Source organism: Streptomyces sp. NPDC000134, assembly GCF_042899225.1.
Taxonomy (GTDB): Bacteria; Actinomycetota; Actinomycetes; order Streptomycetales; family Streptomycetaceae; genus Streptomyces.
The window spans coordinates 239439-260124 of the sequence record NZ_JBIAZN010000007.1; the positions used below are offsets into that span (position 1 = coordinate 239439).

Consider the following 20686-nt stretch of genomic DNA (forward strand, 5'->3'; position numbering starts at 1 on the left):
AGTACAACCTCCGCGTACCGCAGGGGTTTACCGAGAAGTCCGCTTTCCGTAGGTCGCCGGGGCCCGGAGCCCCACATACTTTGGGGCCGTCCCGCACACTCCGTGCCGGACCTGACACCAAGGGGTGACGCATGTCTGTGGGAACCTGGAAAGCGTTACGAGGAAGAGGAAGGCGCCGGAGCCGAAGATCGGGGCTGGTGCTGTCCGTCGTGCTGGCCGCGCTCCTCGCCCCGCTGTCCGTGACCGCCCCCTCCGCCGCCGCCGCCGCGGCCTCGGCCGCGCGGGCCGACACCTTCGACGGCCGTCCCGTGCAGTACTGGAACGCGGTGCTGATGGACGTCTTCAAACGGCAGGTGAGGGTGGGTCCGGGCCCGCTCGCCCGAGCCGCCGCGATGATGAACGCCGCGATCTACGACGCGGAGAGCGCCTACCAGCGCACCTGGCACACCCTGCAGTACGAGCCGTACCTGGAGGCGCCGAAGTACTCCGGCGCGCCCCTGCTGGAAGGGCCCCAGGAGGAAGAGCGGGTCATCGGGCACACCGCGCGCAACCTCCTGGTACGGCTCTTCCCCGGCCAGCAGACGCTCATCAACACCCGCTTCAAGGAGCGGTTCGGCCACGAGTGGACCGACTTCGACATCCTGAAACCGCTGGTGGCCGAGCCGATCGCCGAGCGGATGTGGAACAACCGGTACTCCGACCGCTCGAACGAGGGCGGGTCGTACACCTCGGAGAACAAGCCCGGCGCCTGGCGGCCCACCGGCGGTGCCGGTTGCACGGCCGACGGTGACGCCGTCGACCCGAAGTGGGGACTGGTACGCCCCTTCTCCCTCACCTCCGCCACGCAGTTCCGGCCCTCGACGCCGGAGACCTACGGCACGTACGAAGCCCTGCTGGCGAGCCCCGCCTACCGGGCCCAGGTCGACGAGGTGCGCAGGCTCGGATCGGTGAACTCCACCGAACGCACCACCGACCAGACCGCGGCGGCCTGGTTCTGGGCCAACGACGCGGACGGCACCTACAAGCCCCCGGGACAGATCCTCGACATGACCCGGACCATCGCCACCCAGCGGAACCTCGACGAGTACCCGACCGCCCGGCTGTTCGCGCTCGTCTCGCTGGCGATGGCGGACGGGGCCATCGCCGAGTGGGACGTGAAGTACGAGACGCCGATCGACCTGTGGCGCCCGGTCTCGGCCGTCCAGGTGGGCCTGAACGACCCGGCCTGGCAGCCCCTGGGCAGCACACCGTGCTTCCCCGCCTGGGCGTCCGGCCACGCGACCTTCGCCGGTGCCTGGGAGGCGGTGCTGACGGACGTCTTCGACACGGGTCAGATCCCGTTCACCGCGTCCACCGACGACCCCAAGTCGCCGGTCAAGAACCGCGCGTTCAGCAGCTTCAGGCAGGCCGCCGAGGAGGACGCCAACAGCCGCCTCTGGCTCGGCGTGCACTACCGCTGGGACGCCGTCGACGGGCTCCAACTCGGGCGCAACGTCGGAACGTACGTCGTACAGAACGAGCTGCGGCCGCTCTGAGACCGTGACGTGCTGAGCCACCGCACGCGCCCCGCGCCCGGGACCGGGTGACGGAGCCGGCGGTGTGACTCACGCGGCCGACCGGGCCGGGCCTCGACCAGGGCGAAAGCCCGCCGGGGCCCGACCCGGGCGCGTCCCGGCCGGAACGCGGGGGCCCGGTCGGATCAGACGCGGCGGGCGGCCCAGACGGTGCGTTCGGTACGTACGGTCAGGTCGTCGCGGCGCAGGACGCTGTGCGGGCCGTCGGTGTCGAGGAGCCGGTCGAGGGCGCCGAGGTCCTCGGGGGCCAGACCGTCGGCGACGGCGCCGCGGACGCGTCGCAGGACGCCGAGGGCGTAGCGCCCGATCGCTTCGTCGCGTGCGCCCTCGATGCGCACGGCGACGGTGTGCTCGTCCTCGACGGTGAAGCCGGCGGCGGTCAGCATCGGGCCCCAGTCGGCGCCGCGGTGGGGCAGGTGCCCGGCCTGGAGGCGGTCGGCCGCGGCGTGGACGCGCTCCTCCAGGCCGGGCCGGTCCCCGGGAGCGTCCTCGGGCAGGAAGCGGGGCTGGCCGGCCAGCTCCACGACGGCGAACAGACCACCGGGCGCGAGCACGTCACGGACGGCGCGCAACGCGCGGTCGGGGTCGGCCATGTGGTGCATCGAGGCCGACGCCCACACCAGGTCGGGTGCGCCGAGGTCGGGCCAGACGGGGTCGTCCAGGTCGGCCCGCACGGTGCGTACGCGCTGTTCAAGACCCCGGGCGCAGGCCTTCGTGCGCAGGTGCGCGAGGTGTCCGGCGGATGTGTCGACGGCGGTGACATGCGCTTCGGGGAAGCGGTCGAGGAGGGCGAAGGTGCCGGTGCCCGTGCCGCAGCCCAGGTCCACGATCTGGCGCGGGGCGGTCCGCAGGGGCAGCCGCGCGGTGATGGAGGCGATGTGCTCGGCGAGCACCTCGGCGTCCAGGTCGAGGATCTCGGCCAGACCTTCGGGGTCCTGCTCTTGGTGACTGTGTCCGTGGCTGTGGCTGTGGCTGTGTCCGTGGCTGTGGCTGTCGGTGTGGTGCGGGCTGTGCGGCTGGGTTGGGGGCATGCTTCCACGGTAGGGCCGACATGCGTGAGCAGCATGGCGGCTCCCGGTCTACGCAAGAAGATGGGCGTGCGTGTTGCCCGACGCGCAAAGGACCGCCGCCGCGCCGCTCTCACCCCGGCCGTCAGTCACCGGCGTCCTGCGTGCCGCCGCCGTCGTTGCCCTCGCGCTGGTGTCCGCGGCGCGCGTCGCGGTCGAAGATGCCCAGGATCTCGCACGGCCCGCCGTCGGCCCCGATCGCGTGCGGCATCATCGTCGGGAACTCGGCGGCCTGGTTGGTCTCGACGCGGTAGCGGCGGTGGCCGAGCATGAGGATCGCGGTGCCGGACAGGACGACGAGCCATTCGCGGCCCGGGTGGGCGCGCATGCGGGCCAGGTTCTCAGGCGGTGGTTCGGTCATGCGCCGGCGCACCACGCTCATCCCGGGGTCGCCCTTCACCAGCCAGCGCATCGCGCCATGGGCGCCGTCGATCACCGGGCTGGTGATCACGTCGTCGTCGGCGGTCTCCACGAGCTGGTCGAGCGTGGTGTCCAAGGCGCGGGCGAGCGTGACCAGTTGATCCAGCGCGAGGCGGCGCTGACCGTTCTCGATGCGGCTCAGTGAGGACTGGCTGAGGTGGGCCCGGGTGGCCAGTTCCTCCAGAGACCAGCCCTGCGCCACTCGCAGGGCGCGGACCCGTTTGCGTACGAGGCTGTCCAGGTCGCCGTCATCTTGCGTCATGAGCAACATCGTATGCCTGCCGTGCAATCCCCTCGGTCGCCGCGACCCGACCGCCGTAACCACGACGGTCCCAACGCCGTCACCAGGCGTTACGGCGTCACCGGTGGTGTGCCCCGGATGATCCCGCGTGCCGCGCGCACGAGGGCGGCGTTGCTCGGTGCGGGGGTGCCGCAGGGCAGGTGGAGTACGTCCTCCAGGCCGATCCGCGTGTCCAGGCCGCGGGAGGCCGCCAGCCGCAGCACCGGCCAGGCGGCGTCGTCCTCGCCGTGCAGGAGGATCGGCGTGGCGGCCGGCCGGAGCGCGTCCAGCAGGCGGGTCGCGGCGTGGACGGCGTCCTGCGGGTCGGTCTCGGTGACCTCGGCCAGGACGCGCAGGACCCGGTGGGACGCGGGCCAGTCCAGGAACCGCCGTGCCGCGGGAGTGCCGGAGTACACCCCGGCCTCGATGCCGACGCCCCTCTCCAGCAGAGCGGCGGCGACCTGGGCGGCGCCCTCCTCGTGCCAGTTGACGGAGGCGTGGTCGGGCAGCACGGTCCAGGCCCGCACCTGCGCGGCCCGGACCTCGGGGTCCGGCGTGGCCCAGGCACCGGTGGTGACCCCGACGGGCACACCCGGGACCGCGGCCCGTACCGCGCCGACCGCGGCGGCGACGGCGGCGGCCTCCAGGGTGTCGTGTCCGTCGCGGTCCTTGGGGTGCAGATGGACGTCCTCGGCGCCGGCGGCGACGGCCGCGAGGGCCGCCGACGCCAACTCGTCGGCGGTCACCGGCAGATGGGCGCACTCGGCGCGGCTTCGCGCACCGTTGGGACAGACCTGCAGCATGACGCCATCCTCGCAGGTCGCGCCCCTGGGGGAGCCGGTGGGTGAGGGGACCCGAGGGGAAAGGTGGCCACCGCGCGGGCCAGCGGCGGGGGAGGAGGCGCGCCCCTCCTCCCCACCGCTCGCCCATTACCTCGGAAGTCATCGACCGATTCCCCTCCCACCGGCAGGATCTGGCACATCGACGGAATCCCGCCGGGGGCCCACCGCAGTCACGAGGAGTGTCATGACCGCCGAGTCCAGCGCCACCGCCGCACCTTCCACGTCCGAGGCCACCCGGGCGGTCGTGCGGGAGTTCCTCGCCGCGCGACTGGCCGGGGACACCGAACGGCTCACCGCGGTCTTCGCGGACGAGGTCGACTGGCAGCTCGCCGAGAACCCCGCCGTGCCGTGGATACGCCCGCGTTCCACCGCCGCCGAGTGCGCCGCCCAGTTCACGGAGCTGATGGAACACACCGTGCCCGAGGACGCTCGGGCCTGCGTCGACACCTTCCTCGTCGACGGCACCGACGCCGTCCTGACGGGGCACGTGTCGGGGACCGTACGCGCGACGGGGAAGTCCTTCGAGGGCCCGTTCGCACTGCACCTCACCGTCGAGGGCGGCAGGATCACCGGGCACCGGCTCTACGAGAACAGCCTGTCGATAGCCGAAGCCTGCACTCCGTAAGAGCCGTGCCCGATCCACCAGTGATCAAGTCGCACCGCGTCGTAGGCTCGGCGCATGACGCTCCGGAACCGCTTGGCCGCGCTGCTCATGCCCTCTCCGATGATCCTCGCGGGGGCGGCACTGTTATTCCGTACTCTTGCGCTGGAGGAGGCGAGACCTACGCCCAGCATGTATCCCCGGGTTGCTCCGCCGCCCTCCCTGCTGAAGAGAGAGAAGGAGTATCTGGCCTGGCTGGACGGCTACGTCCAGTGGCTGGTCTCGGAAGCCCGGAGTCGCATGCTGCGTCATCGGACAGTGCTCTTCACGGCCGGTTTCGCGGCGCTGGCCTTGCCTCCTGCCGTGGCGCTGGACGCGCCCAAGTGGGCCTACGTCGCCTTGAGCACCATCCAGGGCCTTTGCGTGTTCGTGCAGATGGCCAGCCATGATCAGAAACTGTACTTGCTGCATCATGAGCAATCGTGCAGGCTTCAGAGACTGCGCAGGGATTTCAGCTTCGACACGTCCACGGCTCGCGGCGACTGGGACATGCGGCTGCGCTTCAAGGAGTTCCGGGAAGCTGTCGAGAGGGTCAAGGAAGAGTACGGGGCGCGAGTGTTCGAAGTCAGGGGCAAGGAGCCGCCGCAGATGCCGCAGACCGTGGTCGCCGAGTGAGCCGGCCGGTCATGACGGGGACGGCGGCCCAGGTGAGGTGAGCCGCGCGGTGCCGGGGGCGCCCTGTTCGAGACGGCGCAGCTTCTCCCGGATCTCCCCGGCGTTCTGATGCCCGACCTCGTCGAAGACCGCCAGTGCCTTGCGCCAACTGGTCCGGGCCGCCTCCCGGTCACCGGCGTCCGCGTACACATCACCGAGATGCCCCAGGGTACGGCCCTCTCCCTCCCTGTTGCCGATCTCCCGGTGCACGGCCAGGGCTTGGCGGTAGTGGTCCAGCGCGTCGTCCAGACGGTGCAGCCGGTGGCCGACCGTGCCCAGGAGGTCCAGCGCCACCCCCTCCACCCAGCGATTGCCGCTCGCGCGAAGGACGCCCAGCGCCTCCTCCAGACACGCCGTGGCCTCGTCGAACCGGCCGAGTCGCTGGTAGGCGTCGCCCAGATTGGCCAGCGAGATGCCCACACCCCACGGACGGCCCAGACGCCGGTCCACGGCCAGGGCTCGGCGCACGTGGACGACGGCCTCGTCGGGCCGTCCGGACTGCAGAAGGGTGTTGCCCAGGTTGCCCACCGCCTGCGACCTCCCGACCGCGTCCCCGAGTTCGCGGTAGAGGACCACGGCCTCCCGGAGGTCGGCGATGGCCTCCTCGTACCGGCCCAGCAGCCCCAGCACGTTGGCCCGTTCCTGGGTCAGCCGGGCCAGGCCCCGGCGGTCCTGGACACCGCCTGCGGCCGTGATCCCCGTCCGTACCGCGTCCAGCCAGTCGTGCAGGTGGCTGCGGAGGTAGAAGAACCCCCACAGGGCCGCCGGGAGCCGCCAGGCGATGCCGGTACGTCCGGCCTCGGCGGCCCGGTGAACCGCCGAGACGAGGTTGGCCCGTTCGGTCTCGCACCACTCCAGGGCCTCGTCGTGGCCCGCGAACTCCAGGGGCCGGCACCCCGGTGGCGGCGGGTCGAGAGGGACGCGTGTCCGGCCCGGGGTGAGGAACGGGCAGGTGGCGTCCGCGGTGTGCAGATACCAGGACAGCAAGCGCTCCAGCGCGCCGTCCCGCCCGCTCGGCGACTCCTCGGCCAGCACCTGCTCGGCGGCGTACACCCGCAGCAGGTCGTGCAGCGCGTAACGGCCGGGCCTGGGCTCGGTGAGCAGATGGGCGCGGAGCAGTTCGGCCAGCAGGCTCTGGGTCTCCCGCAGGGGAAGCCCGGCCAGAGCCGCTGTCGCGGGAGCGGAGAAGTCGTCGGTGCCCGGATGCAGACCCAGCAGACGGAACAGCCGTGCCGCCGACGCCGACAGGGCCGTGTAGGACCAGGAGAAGACGGGCCGCACGTCCATGCCCAGCTCGCCGCTCCCGAAGGCGTCCAGGCTGTCGTGGCTGTCGCTCAGCTCGTCGGCGATGGCGCTGAGCGGGAAGTCGGGCCGGGTCACCGCGCGGGCGGCGACGACGGCCAGTGCCAGCGGCAGGCGGCCGCAGCGCGCGATGATGTCGTCCACGGCGGACGACTGCGCGGCGAGGCGTTCGGCACCGAGGCGCCGGACGAGGAACTCCCGGGCCTCGGACGGTGTCAACTGGTGCAGGGTCAGCGGCTGCGCCGCGTGGCCGGCGATGAGGCCGGTGAGCTGGTCGCGGCTGGTGACGATGACCAGGCAGCCGGGCGAGCCGGGCAGCAGCGGACGCACCTGGTCGGTGTCGCGGGCGTTGTCGAGCACGATCAGCATCCGCCGGTGCGCGAGCAGGCTGCGGTACAGCGCGGCCTGGGCGTCGAGTTGCGCGGGAACGCGCTGCGCGGGGACCCCGAGCGCGTCGAGGAAGACACGGATCGCTTCCGCGGGCGGCATGGCGGAACCGGACGGATCGAACCCCCGCAGGTTGAGGAAGAGCTGTCCGTCGGGGAAGCGTTCGGCGATCTCATGGGCCCAGTGCACCGCCAGAGCGGTCTTGCCGACAGAGATCACCACCGCGGCCGGACGGCTTCCGTACTCGGGCAGCAGGGCGCGTACCTGCTTGAGTTCCGCCTCCCTGCCGGTGAACAGGGGAAGGTCGGCGGGGAGTTGCGCGGGCCTGACGTCAGGCCCGGAGGTATGTCCGGAGCCGTGCCCCGAGGCCGGCGGGGCCGCGTCGGTCGGCGCGTGCGCGGGCTCCGCGAACGGGGCGGGGTCCACCGGCACCTCGCCCGCCAGGATGCGGTGGTGCAACTCCCGCAGCTCCGCCCCCGGTTCGATTCCCAGCTCGTCGACCAGGAGACGCCGTGTCCTGCGGTAGCACGCCAGGGCTTCGGCCCGCTGCCCGGACCGGGCCAGGGCCTGCATCAGCAGCAGACACAGCCGTTCCCGCAGCGGGTACTCGCCGGCCAGCGACGTCAGCCGGCCGATCGCGGTCTCGTGCCGGCCGAGCCGGATGTCGATCTCCCACCGCGCCTCCTGTGTGCTCCGCCACTTCTCGGTGAGCCGGGTGCGTTCCACCTCCGCGAAGGGACCCGGGAGCCCGGCCAGCGGTGTCCCTCCCCAGTCGTCGAGCGCTGCCCGCAGCGACTCGGCCGCGGCGGACCACTCGCCGGCCGCCCGCCGCTCCCTCGCCTCCGCGACCCGCTCCTCGAACACGCCCACGTCCACGGCGACGTCGGCGACATGGGCCACGTACCCGTCCGCGAGCGAGGCGATCACCCCGGGGGTCCGGCCGGCCCGCCGTTCCGGCTCCAGAGCCTTGCGCAACCGCGACACATAGGTGCGCAGCACGGGCACCGCGGTCGCCGGTGGCGCCTCACCCCATACGGCATCGGCCAGCTCACCCACTGTGACAAGACGGCCGCGCCGCAGCAGCAGCGCCGCCAGCACCGCTCGCTGCTGGGGAGAGCCAAGGTCCAGTTCCTCGTCCCCGCGCCAGGCCCGGACCGGTCCCAACACGGCGAATCGCAAGGGCGTGTCATGAACTCCGTCCACTCTTGGCACCCTAGGCGATGCGTCCCGGAAGGTGCGGTGTACTCGTCGGTAGCGCCGATGCCGTGGATGGTGACGTGCTGTCAGTGACCGGCAGGTCGCGGAGAGCCGCCTCGCTCTGCCGCGCGACGGTGCGGACGCGCGGGCCGCGTCGGAGCGAGCGAGTGAACCGTCCCGGGCCCGGACACGTGACTGACCGGTGGCGTCCTGAGGAGCCGGAGGTGTCCCGGGTCTGCCGCACCCCGCCTGCTGGGGGCATCCCGCCGCCGTCAATCGATCGTCAACGTGACGTAGAGCGCCACTCGCAAGACTTCCGGCGGAACGGGGCCGTGGGTCCGGGCCGCCTCGACGACGGTCGGCCACGGCGTCACGCAGCCAAGGGGAGATGACGTGAACTGGGTCGTGATGGGTTCCTGCGGCGTGCCCAGCCCACGCGAACGCGCGATACGGGCGCTCTACGACGAAGAGGTGGGCGGGCTGTACGCCTACGTCGTCAGACTCCTGGGAGGTGACCGGCACAAGGCCGAGGACGTCGTGCAGGAGACGCTGCTGCGCTGCTGGCGTACACAGGACATCGACGACGGCGGACCGGTACGGGCCTGGCTGTTCACGGTGGCCCGGAACCTCGTCGTGGACGAGTACCGCCTGCGCACCACCCGGCCGCGGGAAGTCGACGGCAACGTCTGGCTGGAGGACCTGCCGGCCACGTCCGCCGGTGTGGACACGCTGCTGTCCGCCGTGGTCCTCGAGAAGGCGTTCCAGCAGTTGTCGCCCAAGCACCGGGAGGCGCTGTACGAGACGTACTACGCGGGCCGGTCGATGCGCGAGGCCGGCCTGGTGCTCGGGGTCCCGCCGGGGACCGTCAAGTCACGGGTGCACCACGCGGTGCGGGCCCTGCGCCTCGCCCTGGGGGTCGTCGAGCGCGCCGACCAGGAGGTCGTCGGGAGACCGGACTGGTCGTACGCGTCCGCGTCAGCGGCGTGAACCGCCGCCGGGAGCACGGGGGTCGAGCGCCCTCGGCCCGGAAGCCGCCGACAGCCTCGGGTGAGCGGCCGGCGGCCCGGCCCGGATCAGCGGCCGGCGCCTGCCGGCACGGGGGTCTGCTCGGAGCCGGCCGCCCATGAGCCCGGTGGGCTCGGCTCACCCGATGTTCATGTCCATGTCGGTCACGTACCAGCGGCCGCCGGTCTCGGTGGCCTCGAACGCGATGTCCAGATCCCCGGGCTCCAGACCCGTGGAGTTGGACAGTACGACCTCCTCCAGCGTCTGCCCGTCGACGCTGATCCGATCGGCCGGGACCTCGGCCTTGCCCCCCGTCGCCGGGACCTGCTTCACCTCGACGGCCGGGTGACCGCCGGCCTGCTGGGGCGTGAAGGCCGTACGCAGCCTGTCGGTGACGGTCTTCACCTGTTTCGAGGCGGGGGAGCCGTCGGCACACGCCGACTCGGCGTCCGCCGTGGAGGGTGCCGATCCGGTGACCGACGGCCCCATGATCAGGCACGCCTGCTCCGTGTCCCCTTCGATGACCGCGGTGACCAGGGTGCCGACCGCCTCTTCGGGGGTGGACCGGGCACCGGCCGGCGACGGGGAGGCGGCCGCCGCGGACTCACCCGCCTTCGGCGACCCGGCCGCGTCGGACGCGCGCCCGGTCGGCTTGCTGGTGGCGGACCCCCCGTCGTCCGAGCATCCGGCGAGAGCGGTCAGCACTGCTGCCAACGCGACTCCGGTGCTCCGACCGGCGGTCCTGGTACGGCTTCTGTGTGGCACTGTTCTCCGCGGCCTTCCCGTGGACATGTCGATGTGCGAGGCGCCACCCCTGGACCCGTCGCCGGCTCACCGCGGCGTGGTTCCACCGGATCACCGGAGGGCCGACCGCGAGGGCGGCACCGGGGGCGGGGGTGGTTGCCGTCACTTGAGTGACGTCCGGCGGCGGGAAACGGTTCATCGCCCGTTCGACGGGCCGGCAGACGCGCGTGGCGCGTGGCGGTCCGTCCGGACCCGCCCCGGCTACGACGACTCGCGCACCACCAGTTCCGTGGGCAGCGTCACCTGCTGCCGGGCCGCGCCGTGCTGGGTGATGGCGGTGAGGATGCGGACCATGGTGCGGCCTATCTCCTCCACCGGCTGGCGCACCGTCGTCAGCGGCGGATTGGTGTGGCGGGCGAGGATGGAGTCCTCGAAGCCCACGACCGCGACCTCACCGGGTGTCCGTCGTTTCTGACGGCGCAGTTCGGCCAGCGCGCCGACCGCCATGAGGTCGGAGGCGGCGAACACGGCGTCCAGGTCCGGGGCGCGTTCGAGAAGTGAACGCATGGCGCGGACAGCGCCTTCCTCCGTGAAGTCGCCGGTCCCGACCAGGAGTTCGTCCACGGGCACACCGGCCGCCTCGTGCGCGGTGCGCCAGCCGGCCAGCCGGTTGCGGCCGACGTCCATGTCCAGGGGGCCGGTGATCGTGGCGATCCGGGTCCGGCCGCGGTCCAGCAGGTGCCGGACCGCCGCGGCGGCACCCCCGACGTTGTCGGCGTTCACGTAACTCAGCCGCTCGCCCGCGCCACGGCGGCCGGCCAGCACGGTGGGCAGGCCCATCTCCTCCAGCATGCCCGGCAGGCGGTCCTCGGCGTGCACGGAGACCAGCAGGACCCCGTCCACGCGGCGCGTCGCCACCGACTCGGTCAGATGGTCGCGTTCGGCCCGGTCGCGGACGAGCATGAGCTGCAACTGGGTCTGCGTCTCGGCGAGGGCTCCGCTGACCCCCCGGATCAGCGCGGCGAAGAAGGGCTCGGAGCCCAGGCGGCTCTCCGACTCCGGGATCACCAGGGCCACGGCGTTGGTCCGGTTGGTCACCAGGCCGCGGGCGACCGAGTTGGGGACGTAGTTCAGTTCCTTGATCGCCGCCAGCACCCTCGCGCGGGCGTCGGCACTGACCGGTCCGGAGTCGTTGACCACGCGGGAGACCGTGGTGCGGCCCACGCCGGCGAGGGCGGCGACCGTCTTGATCGTGGGGTGTCGGCTGCCGCTCATGTGCTCCCTTCCCGGCGGCCGCGACGGCGCGGCCGCGAGGGCGACCGGTAACAATTATTGCAGGTAAAGTTTTCGGAAAGTAGCCGCTCATCTGGGGATATGACTTCGGCGGCGATTGAACCGAACAGATATCGCGTTCACGTCATTGACATGGCACTCCGCTGCGGTGAGTCTTCCATGCATTGGTGGGAACGTTCCCACCACCCGGTGGGCACGTTACCACCGATCATCAGAGCCGCTGTAGTCATTGCAGATCTGATCACTCCTGATGTGTCAGCGACGCCGCTAGGAGGAGATTCGTGGGCACTCCCGGTTCATTTCGCACGAAGGTGGTGGCGGCGGGCGCGACCGCCGCCGCACTGTCACTCGTCGTCGGCTGCAGCAGCAACGACTCGGTCACCGACGGCGGGAAGAAGAACGGCAAGACCGTCATCACCATGGGCCTGTTCGGCGTGATGGGGATGAAGGAGACGGGCCTGCTGGAGCGGTACGAGAAGGAACACCCCGACATCGACATCGAGGCCGAGGTGGCCGGTGACGAGCAGACGTACTACACCGCCCTGCAGACCCACCTCGCCGCGGGCAAGGGCCTGAAGGACGTCCAGGGCATCGAGATCGGCCGGGCCAAGGAGATCACCGAGACCCAGTCGGACAAGTTCGCGGACTTCTCCGACGTGGCGGGCACCGATCACTTCCTGCCCTGGAAGCAGTCCCAGATCACCACCAAGGACGGCGAGGTGCTGGGCCTGGGCACCGACAGCGGTCCCATGGCCGTCTGCTACCGCAGGGACTATTTCGAGAAGGCCGGCCTGCCCACCGACCGCGACGAGGTCGGCAAGCTGTGGGAGGGCGACTGGCAGAAGTACGTCGAGGTCGGCCGCACCTTCAAGGAGGGTTTCAAGGGCGACGAGGTCGCCTACATGGACTCGGCCAGCGGCCTGTTCAACGCCATGGTCTACGGCTACCCCCAGCAGTACTACGACGAAGACGGCGAACTCATCTACGACAAGAACCCGGCCGTCCAGCAGGCATGGGACCTCGCCTCCGACGCCGCCGAGGAGGGGCTGACGGCCAAGCTCCGCCAGTTCCAGCCGGGTTGGGACCCGGGACTGGCCAACGGCACCTTCGCCACCGCCGTCTGCCCGGCGTGGATGCTGAGCAACATCAGTGAGTCGGCCGGCCCGAAGAACAAGGGCAAGTGGGACGTCGCCAGGGCCCCCAAGGGCGCCAACTGGGGCGGTTCCTTCCTCGGCGTGATCGACAAGAGCCCGGTGAAGAAGGAGGCGAAGGAACTCGTCGCCTGGCTGACCGCCCCGGAGCAGCAGGCGTACATCTTCGAGAAGATCGGCAACTTCCCCTCCTCGCGCGAGGCGCTGGAGACCAAGGAGGCCAAGCAGGTCACCTCGGACTACTTCAGCGACGCGCCGATCGGCCAGATCTTCGGTGCCGCCGCGCAGGAGATCCCGGACAAGCAGGTCCTCGGCCGCAAGGACGGCACGATCAAGGACACCTTCTCCCAGGGGCTCGCACTGGTCGCGGAGGGCACCGCGCGTGACAAGGCCTGGGACACCACGATGGAGCGGATCGAGAAGGCCGTCGGCTGACCGTCGTAGCTTCCGCCGCCCCGGGCCCGCCCCGTGCGGGCGCGCCCGGGGCCCGGCTCGGACATCCGCTGTAGGAAGGATTTTCCGGTGGCCACCTCCACCTCGAACGCCTTGGCCGGCGAGGAGCGCCCAGGCCCGTCTTCGGACACGGGCAGCGGGAGCCCCGGCCGGCGGCGGCGAAGTGCTCTGCTGCACCGGCTGGACCTCAAGGGCGCACCGTACGCGTTCGTCGCGCCGTTCTTCGTCGTCTTCGCCGCCTTCAGCTTCTACCCCCTCGTCTACACCTCCTGGATCTCCCTGCACCGCGTCGAACTCGCCACCCTCGACGTCATGGAATGGGTGGCGTTCGACAACTACGTCGAACTCTGGGGCGACTCACGCTTCTGGAACGCGCTGTCCAACACCATCACCATCGGCGTCATCTCCACGGTGCCGCAGTTGCTGATGGCCCTCGGCCTGGCGCACCTGCTCAACTACCGCATGCGGGCCTCGCTGTTCTTCCGCGTGGCCTCGCTGGTTCCGTACGCCACCTCGGTCGCCGCCGCCGCGCTGGTCTTCACCATGATCTTCGAGCGCGACTTCGGCATGATCAACTGGGCGCTGGGCTCGGTCGGTGTCGACCCGGTGGACTGGGAAGCCGACAAGTGGCCCGCGCAGGTGGCGATCTCCACCATCGTCATCTGGCGCTGGACCGGCTACAACGCGCTGCTCTACCTGGCCGCCATGCAGGCCGTCCCGGCCGAGCGGTACGAGGCGGCCGCCATCGACGGCGCCTCGCGGTGGAAGCAGTTCACCCATGTCACCGTGCCCGGAATCCGCTCCACCATCGTCTTCACCATCGTGCTCTCCACGATCGGCGCCACCCAGCTCTTCGGTGAGCCGCTGATCTTCGGCCAGGGACCCAACGGAGTCACCGGCGGCGCGGACAACCAGTACCAGACGCTGGGCCTGCTGCTGTACGAGGAGGGCTGGAAGAACTACCAGATGGGCCGCTCGGCGACCGTCGCCTGGGCGATGTTCCTGCTGCTCGTGCTCGCCTTCGCCGCGCAGCGCCTGGTCAAGCGCCTGCGCTCGCGTCCGTCCTGACCTGGAGTCGACATGACCACCAACAGCCTCCCGGTCCGGACGGACACCCCGGTCCGGACCCCCGCGGCCGGGCCGGCCGGCCCGGCCCGACGCCGCAAGCTGCTGCACCCGGGCGCCGGCCGCCAGCACCACGCCGGCCCGCTCGCCTACGTCCTGCTCGTCGTCATGGCGGTGCTGTCGATCTTCCCGCTGTACTGGACGATGGTGGCGGCCTCCACCGACAACAGCCGCATCAGCCAGACCCCGCCGCCGTTCGTGCCCGGCCCGAACCTGTTCAGCAACCTCGCCCGCGCCTGGGACGAGGCGGCCATGGGCAAGGCCATGGTCAACAGCCTGATCGTGGCCGGGGTGATCGCCCTGTCCACGGTGATGTTCGCGACGCTGGCCGGGTTCGCCTTCGCCAAACTGCGGTTCAAGGGACGCAACGTCCTGCTCATGCTGGTGATCGGCACCATGATGGTGCCGCCCCAGTTGGGCGTCGTACCGCTGTTCATGATGATGTCGGAGCTGGGCCTGGCACAGCAACTGCCCGCCGTCATCTTCCCCACCCTGGTGAGCGCGGTCGGGGTGTTCTTCATGCGGCAGTACCTGGCCGAGGCGCTGCCGGACGAACTCGTCGAGGCCGGACGCGTGGACGGCGCGCACTCGCTGCGGATCTTCTGGAGCATCGTGCTGCCCATCGCCCGGCCCGCGATGGCCGTGCTGTTCATGATCACGTTCGTGCACGCGTGGAACGACTTCTTCTGGCCGTTCGTGGTCCTCGACATGACCAACCCGACCGTTCCCGTCGCCCTCACCCAGCTCAGCGCCGGCTATGTCCGGGACCAGTCGCTGATCATGGCGGGCGCGCTGCTCGGCACGCTGCCACTGCTGGCGATGTTCGTCGTCTTCGGCCGCCAGATCGTCAGCGGGATCATGGCCGGCGCGGTCAAGGGCTGAGCCACCGCCGCCACCCGGAGACGGTCGTACGGCCCACCGCTCCCTCTCCGAAAGGACTCATGTGGTCACCGCAGCACAGCGGAGCGGGCCCCGCCCGGACGGCGCCCGCGTCTTTCCCGAGGGCTTCCTCTGGGGCTCAGCGACCGCCTCGTACCAGATCGAGGGAGCCGCCGCCGAGGACGGTCGTGGGCCGTCCGTCTGGGACACCTGCGCCCGCACCCCGGGCCGGGTCCGCAACGGCGACACCGGTGACATCGCCACCGGCCACTACCACCGCTGGCGCGAGGACGTCGCCCTGACGGCCGGGCTCGGCCTGGGCGCCTACCGCTTCTCCCTCGCCTGACCCGGCCCGTCCCCGGCCCCACCCGGGCCGGGGACGGGGAGGGGCTCGCATCGGTCCAGGCCGGTGGCTTCCGGTGCGGCGCACCCGCGGTACGAGGGGCGCCTGCCGGTGCGGCATACTCTCCGGATGAGTTCACGCAGGTCCCCGGGCAGCCAGCCGATCACCATACGGAGGGCCGTCGCGGGGGACGCCAAGCGGCTCACGCGGCTCGTGCGCGGCTCAGGTGCCTACCGGGGGAAGTACGCGGCCGCGGTCGCGGGCTACCGGGTGGGGCCGGACTACCTGGAGGCCCACCGCGTTTTCGTGGCCGTCGGCGCCGGGGAGGACGGCGGCCGGGTGCTCGGGTTCTACTCGCTCGTCCTCGACCCACCGGAGCTGGACCTGCTGTTCGTCGCCGACGAAGCGCAGCGGCGGGGCATCGGGCGGCTGCTCGTCGCCCACATGCGGGCCGAGGCCCGCGCCGCCGGGCTGGACCGTGTCAAGGTCGTGTCGCATCCTTCCGCCGAGGACTTCTACCACCGCGCCGGTGCGGTGCGGACCGGCACCGTGCCCGCGAACCCGCCCGCCGTGCCCTGGGACCGCCCCGAACTGGAATTCCGTATCCCGTCGGAATGACGTACGCGGGAACCGGGGGCCGCGTGGGCACGGCGACGCCGGTCGCCGGGACGTCACCGCCCTCGCGCCGGTCCCGTCCCGTCCGCGTCGTCCGGTGCGGGACTCCCGCCCGCTCCGGCCGCCGGGTAGACCTGGACGAGCAGGGCCCGCAGTTGCGTCCAGAGGGCCGGTGAGGCTGCCAGGACATCGCCGTCGCGGGGCCAGGTGCCGGGGGTGGGGCCGGTCAGGGCACCGACCGTGCCGTCGGCCTGGTGCACCAGCAGGGCTCCCGCCGCGCAGTCCCACGGGTGCAGTCCGGGCGCCCACAGGGCGTCCGCGCGGCCGGTGGCGACCTGGGCGAGCGCGGCCGCCGCGCTGCCCCCTCGGCGCAGGTCGCGTACCCGGGGCAGGAGAGCGCCGACCGCCGGGCCGGCCAGGTGGCGCTGCTCGGGCCGGCCGAAGTTGAGTTCCACCAGGGCACGGGAGAGGTCGTGCCGGCGCAGCGGGGCGACCGGCGCACCGTCGACGGTCGTACGGGCGCCCGTCCGGGCCTCGGTCAGCAGACCGACGGCAGGCTCGGCGACCACGCCGGCGAGCAACCGGCCGCTGTCCGCGTCGCTCGCGGCCACGCTGACCGCCCAGTCGGGTCGTCCGTAGAGATAGTTGGTCGTCCCGTCGATCGGATCGATGATCCACCGCACCCCGCTGCGGCCCGCGGTGGTCCCCTCTTCCTCGCCCAGCACCGTGTCGTACGGCCGGTGCTCGGTCAGCACGGCCCGGACGGCACGCTCGGTGTCCCGGTCGGCCTGGCTGACCAGATCGTCGGGGCCCGCCTTCTCCTCGATCAGCAGCTCGCGGGCGCTGCCGCGCCAGGCGGCGGCGGTACGGGCGCCCGCCCGAGCGGCCTCGCGGGCGACCTCCAGCAGATCGTCCGGGGCGGCCGGCTCAGCGCGGTTCACCGGGGCTCCTTCCGCAGGGCCTCCCAGGTGGCCGGTCCGACCACCGCCCTGGCGAGAGCGGCGCAGGGGACCGCCGCCAGGGAACGCAGACGGCCGGACGGGCGGCCCGTCGTACGGAGCGAGCGGCCGCTGAAGACGAGATGGGCGGCCATGACGGCCAGCCACGGCAGCAGGGCCGCCAGGGGGCGCGGCTGCCCGGTGAGGACCAGAACCAGCAGTTGCAGGACGGCGCCCGCGAGCACCACCGCAGGACGCCGTCCCGGGAGGCGGATCACCGCCGCGGTCGTCGCCGCGCCCAGCAGCGCGGCGACGAGGGAGTGCCCCGGCGACGAGGGCGTCACCAGCAGGGAGCCCGTCACCGCGGCCGCCGTGCCCGCGACCAGCAGCGCCAGATTCCACGGGGCGGCCCACGGGGTACGACGGCGCAGCGGCACCCAGTCGGCCGGGTCGGCGTCGATACCGGGCGGCAGCCAGCGCACCAGCGCCAGCAGGTGCTCACGGGCCTGCTCGGCCCGCGCCGTCCAGGTCAGCCGGCCGTGGTCGGCGGTGGCGAAGGCAAGGCTCTCCAGGGCCCACCGACTGGTGACGAACGCGATCCCGAACGCCCACAGCGCCACGGCCGCGGACACCGCGAGCGCCGGGCGGCGGCCCAGGTCGACCGCGAGGGCCAGTCCGGCCGTCCCGCGGACGACGTAGCCCGCGCCCACCACGATCCACAGGGCGACGACGGCCGGGCGGGCGGGCGGCGGGACCGTCGCGGTCCGGCCCGTGCCCCGGGCGCGCAGCCCTTCGTAGACGACGGCCACGCCGAACACCGCCCCGGTCACCGCCCACAGCACCCCGGACAGCGACGGCAGGGCCAGGGCCAGGGCCGCCACGGCCGCCAGCTTCGCCAGCGCGACCGCGCAGCTCGCGGTGACCCGGTCCCGGACGCGTTCGAGCGGCCCCGGCAGGCGTCCGCGGTCGTGCCCGGGATGGCTCTGGTCGGCGACGAACCCGCGGATGTCGTTCCACTGGTAGCGGGCGGGATAGACGAGCAGTTCCAGAACCCCCCAGACGATCAGCGCCCGTACCACCGTCCGCCACGTCACATCCGCGCCCGCGGCCACGGCCAGCAGGAACGTGAACGGCATCAGCAGTCCCTTGACGGCGTCCTTGGGCCGGGGCATCACCAGGTACCCCGGCATCGAGCGGGGCCGGGACGCGGCCGGCCGCGCCGTGATGGGGCGGTGCCCGTCTCCGTCCCGCTGGTCGCCGACGGCCGGCGGTGCCCGGAAGGCCGAGGTGGACACCGTGAAGCCGTCCGTCCGCTCCACGCCGCTCACGTGGCGACCCGCACCGTGTCACCGGTGAGGTCCAGGGCCAGCTCGCCCCAGGCGGACCGCACCCAGGCGGCCCCGGCCGCGCGCAACTGCTCGGTCCGGCCGGGCTGCTCCGCTTCGGGGACGAACTGCACCAGCCCGGCGGTGGCGATGCCCGCGGCCACCGCGGACGCCGCTCCGGTGGCGGAGTCCTCGACGGCGAGCGCCTGCCGCGGGGCGATCCCGAGCCCCGCCAGCGCGTGCCGGTAGACGGCCGGGTCCGGTTTGCTGGTCGGTTCCGGCAGGCTGTCCTCGGCGCTGAAGCGGCTCTCCGCCGGCAGCAGCCCCTCCAGGCCGCTCGCGGTGAAGCACGCGGCGAGGCGCGCGAGGGCGCTGGAACTCACCACGGCCAGCCGGTAGCGGCGGCGCAGCGCCGACACGGCGGCCACCACGTCCGGCTGGACCGTCAGCGCCTGCCCCAGGTACGCCGTCACCTCCTGCTTCTCGCGCTCCACCCACGCCTCCAGTTCGGCGGGGTCCAGGTGGACGCCCTGGCGGTCGGCGAGGTGCTGGGCCGTGGTGCGGAAGTTCCTGCCCGTGGTGGTGAGCCGCAGATGCTCGGGGGAGAAGTCCCCGGTGAGCCCGTAGCGGTCGGCGAAGTCCTGGGTGACGGCCGCCGAGGCGACGAACGCGGGTTCCTCGGAGGGGAACAGGGTGCCGTCCGCGTCGAGCAGCAGGGTGGTGACGCCGGTCAGGTCGGGGATGCTCATGGGGCTCCTACGATCGAGGGCTGAGGGGCGCGCTAGGCGAGTCGGTCCGGCGAGGCCAGTGCGGTGCGCAGGCTCCCGCCGCTGCCGAACGCCCCGGCCAGGGCCTCGCGGATGACGGCCACGGCGTCGGCGTCGTCGGCCAGATCGCCGAAGACGTCCCGCATCGCGAGCAGCGGCCCCGGGTCGTCACCCCCGCGCAGCGCGGCTTCCCGCAGCTCCGCGGCACGGGCGTCCTGTACGTCGATGGCGGCGCCGTCGAGGTCGGTCCCGCGCAGGTAGCGCATCCACGCGGCGACGGCGAGGGCGAGCCGGGCGCGCGGCCGGCCCCGGGCGTGCGCGGCGTGCAGGGAGGGCAGCAGGTAGTCCGGCATCTTGGTCGAGCCGCGGCGGCACAACCGCGCCAGCCGGTCCCCGATGCTGGGGTTGCGCAGGCGTTCCAGCACCGTGTCGCAGTAGGCGGGCACATCCATGCCCGGCACGTCGGCGGGCAGCAGCGGGGCGATCTCCTCGCGCATCAGCCGCTCGACGAACCGGGCCACGGCCGGGTCGGCCATGGCCCGGTCGGTCGTGCGGTGACCGGCCAGGCAGCCGACGTAGCCCAGGGCGCAGTGCGCACCGTTGAGGAGCCGGCTCTTGATGAGTTTGTACGGTGCGACATCGTCCACGAAGAGGGCTCCGACGCGGTCCAGCGGCGGCCGGTCGTTGCAGAAGTCGTCCTCGATGACCCATTGGGTGAACGGCTCGGTGATCACCGGCCAGCGGTCGCCGACGTGGAAGTCCTCCTCGACCTCGTCGCGATCGCCGGGGGAGGTCGCCGGCGTGATGCGGTCGACCATGCTGCCGGGGAAGGAGACCCGTTCCTCGATCCACCGGACCAGCGCGGGGTCGCGGCGCGCGGCCAGGGCGGTGATCGCTTCGCGGGTGGCGGCGGCGCTGTCCGGCAGGTTGTCGCAGGACAGCAGCGTGAACGGGGCCAGGTGGGCGCGCCGGCGCCGGTCCAGGGCGTCGGCGAGCACGGCGAACACCGAGTCGGTGTCCGTCTCCGGATCGTCGGGGAGGACGTAGCCGTCGGCGGTGATCGTCAGTGTCACCAGGCGGATGCGGGGGTCGGCCAGGCGCCGCTCCACCTCCGCCCTGTCCTCGGCCAGCAGGAGGTACTCGACCATGCTCCCGATGACCTTGGCCGTACTGTCGTCGCCGTCGCGCTGGACGACCGTGAAGAGGTTGTCCTGCGCGTCCAGGACCTCGCCCATCTCCGGCCGCCGCATCCCGACACCGATCACTCCCCAGCCGGTGAAGCCCAGCTCCGCCAGGTGGTCGAAGTAGACCTCCTGGTGTGCCCGGTGGAAGCCGCCGACACCGAAATGCACGACGGCCGGTTCGATCCGTGACCGGTCGTAACCGGGTGTCTCCAACTGGCCGCCGGTCGAGGCGTCGACAGTGCGGTTGTTCAGGGCGGGAACGGGCGGGGGTGAATCTGGCATGGAGAGCCTCGGTGGAATGGTGCGTACGCCGGCATTCCGGCGGGCCGGCGCAACGGGTCTGCCGAAGGCCGGGCGGGGAACAGGTCACGCCGTGAGAGGAAGAGCGGCGGTCGTTGCTGTCGGAGTACCGCCCCCATGCACGTCCGAAACGACGATGCTTGTCCGAATTGTGCGCAAGGGGGGGTGCCTCTATGTCTT

The 20686-nt window shown here is 72.2% G+C and carries 18 protein-coding genes and 1 pseudogene; 9 read left to right on the forward strand and 10 right to left on the reverse strand.

Annotated elements, in window-relative coordinates:
- The first annotated feature begins 197 nt into the window (after positions 1-197).
- Positions 198-1535 (forward strand): vanadium-dependent haloperoxidase, encoded by a 1338-nt coding sequence (locus ACFY32_RS13230; protein ID WP_390674221.1) that lies wholly within the window; start codon positions 198-200, stop codon positions 1533-1535.
- A 164-nt stretch (positions 1536-1699) separates the two neighbouring features.
- Here the strand turns inward: ACFY32_RS13230 and ACFY32_RS13235 are convergent, their stop codons facing one another.
- From ACFY32_RS13235 to ACFY32_RS13245, 3 genes are all read right to left on the reverse strand, one after another.
- The gene (locus ACFY32_RS13235) at positions 1700-2605 is read right to left on the reverse strand and encodes a class I SAM-dependent methyltransferase (protein WP_390674222.1); all 906 of its coding nucleotides are present in this window, start codon (positions 2603-2605) and stop codon (positions 1700-1702) included.
- Between the two features lie 121 nt (positions 2606-2726).
- On the reverse strand, positions 2727-3323 hold the full coding sequence (locus tag ACFY32_RS13240) for a helix-turn-helix domain-containing protein (protein WP_390674223.1): 597 nt from the start codon (positions 3321-3323) through the stop codon (positions 2727-2729).
- An 89-nt stretch (positions 3324-3412) separates the two neighbouring features.
- Positions 3413-4144, reverse strand: a complete 732-nt coding sequence (locus tag ACFY32_RS13245; RefSeq protein WP_390674224.1) for a 3-keto-5-aminohexanoate cleavage protein — start codon at positions 4142-4144, stop codon at positions 3413-3415.
- A gap of 223 nt (positions 4145-4367) precedes the next feature.
- Here ACFY32_RS13245 and ACFY32_RS13250 point away from each other — a divergent pair, with 223 nt between their 5' ends.
- Positions 4368-4808: a nuclear transport factor 2 family protein gene (locus ACFY32_RS13250; RefSeq protein ID WP_390674225.1), complete on the forward strand. Its 441-nt coding sequence runs from the start codon at positions 4368-4370 to the stop codon at positions 4806-4808.
- A gap of 54 nt (positions 4809-4862) precedes the next feature.
- Entirely contained in the window at positions 4863-5459 is a 597-nt protein-coding gene (locus tag ACFY32_RS13255) for a hypothetical protein (RefSeq protein ID WP_390674226.1), read from the forward strand.
- A gap of 9 nt (positions 5460-5468) precedes the next feature.
- Here ACFY32_RS13255 and ACFY32_RS13260 read toward each other — a convergent pair whose 3' ends face one another.
- Positions 5469-8390, reverse strand: coding sequence for a BTAD domain-containing putative transcriptional regulator (locus ACFY32_RS13260; protein WP_390674227.1), 2922 nt, complete (start codon positions 8388-8390; stop codon positions 5469-5471).
- A gap of 387 nt (positions 8391-8777) precedes the next feature.
- Here ACFY32_RS13260 and ACFY32_RS13265 point away from each other — a divergent pair, with 387 nt between their 5' ends.
- Positions 8778-9371 carry a sigma-70 family RNA polymerase sigma factor gene (locus ACFY32_RS13265; RefSeq protein WP_390674228.1) on the forward strand — a complete coding sequence of 198 codons (594 nt, stop codon included), beginning with the start codon at positions 8778-8780 and terminating at the stop codon, positions 9369-9371.
- A 156-nt stretch (positions 9372-9527) separates the two neighbouring features.
- Here ACFY32_RS13265 and ACFY32_RS13270 read toward each other — a convergent pair whose 3' ends face one another.
- Together ACFY32_RS13270 and ACFY32_RS13275 are read right to left on the reverse strand one after the other, a co-directional pair.
- Positions 9528-10103 (reverse strand): hypothetical protein, encoded by a 576-nt coding sequence (locus ACFY32_RS13270; RefSeq protein WP_390674229.1) that lies wholly within the window; start codon positions 10101-10103, stop codon positions 9528-9530.
- Positions 10104-10394: 291 nt separating this feature from the next.
- A complete protein-coding gene (locus ACFY32_RS13275; protein ID WP_390674230.1) occupies positions 10395-11408 on the reverse strand; it encodes a LacI family DNA-binding transcriptional regulator in 1014 nt (337 codons plus the stop codon).
- A 299-nt stretch (positions 11409-11707) separates the two neighbouring features.
- Here ACFY32_RS13275 and ACFY32_RS13280 point away from each other — a divergent pair, with 299 nt between their 5' ends.
- The 5 genes and pseudogenes from ACFY32_RS13280 (at position 11708) to ACFY32_RS13300 (ending at position 15995) form a co-directional block, all read left to right on the forward strand.
- Positions 11708-13012 carry an ABC transporter substrate-binding protein gene (locus tag ACFY32_RS13280; protein ID WP_390674231.1) on the forward strand — a complete coding sequence of 435 codons (1305 nt, stop codon included), beginning with the start codon at positions 11708-11710 and terminating at the stop codon, positions 13010-13012.
- Between the two features lie 87 nt (positions 13013-13099).
- Positions 13100-14098 (forward strand): carbohydrate ABC transporter permease, encoded by a 999-nt coding sequence (locus ACFY32_RS13285; RefSeq protein ID WP_390674232.1) that lies wholly within the window; start codon positions 13100-13102, stop codon positions 14096-14098.
- A 12-nt stretch (positions 14099-14110) separates the two neighbouring features.
- On the forward strand, positions 14111-15037 hold the full coding sequence (locus ACFY32_RS13290; RefSeq protein ID WP_390674233.1) for a carbohydrate ABC transporter permease: 927 nt from the start codon (positions 14111-14113) through the stop codon (positions 15035-15037).
- A gap of 61 nt (positions 15038-15098) precedes the next feature.
- Positions 15099-15377 (forward strand): annotated as a pseudogene (locus ACFY32_RS13295) (family 1 glycosylhydrolase); the annotation flags it as partial.
- Between the two features lie 129 nt (positions 15378-15506).
- Complete coding sequence (locus ACFY32_RS13300) at positions 15507-15995, forward strand: GNAT family N-acetyltransferase (protein ID WP_390674234.1); 489 nt, start codon at positions 15507-15509, stop codon at positions 15993-15995.
- Positions 15996-16048: 53 nt separating this feature from the next.
- On the opposite strand, the gene ACFY32_RS13305 is transcribed toward ACFY32_RS13300, so the two are convergent.
- The 4 genes from ACFY32_RS13305 to ACFY32_RS13320 are packed head-to-tail and all read right to left on the reverse strand — an operon-like array spanning position 16049 to position 20488.
- Positions 16049-16933 (reverse strand): inositol monophosphatase family protein, encoded by an 885-nt coding sequence (locus ACFY32_RS13305; protein ID WP_390674235.1) that lies wholly within the window; start codon positions 16931-16933, stop codon positions 16049-16051.
- Positions 16930-18258, reverse strand: a complete 1329-nt coding sequence (locus ACFY32_RS13310) for a hypothetical protein (RefSeq protein WP_390674236.1) — start codon at positions 18256-18258, stop codon at positions 16930-16932. Before ACFY32_RS13310 ends, ACFY32_RS13305 begins: the two co-directional genes overlap by 4 nt.
- Positions 18255-19004, reverse strand: a complete 750-nt coding sequence (locus ACFY32_RS13315) for an HAD family hydrolase (RefSeq protein ID WP_390674237.1) — start codon at positions 19002-19004, stop codon at positions 18255-18257. Before ACFY32_RS13315 ends, ACFY32_RS13310 begins: the two co-directional genes overlap by 4 nt.
- Before the next feature lie 32 nt (positions 19005-19036).
- Positions 19037-20488 carry a mannitol dehydrogenase family protein gene (locus ACFY32_RS13320; RefSeq protein WP_390674238.1) on the reverse strand — a complete coding sequence of 484 codons (1452 nt, stop codon included), beginning with the start codon at positions 20486-20488 and terminating at the stop codon, positions 19037-19039.
- Between the last annotated feature and the right edge of the window lie 198 nt (positions 20489-20686).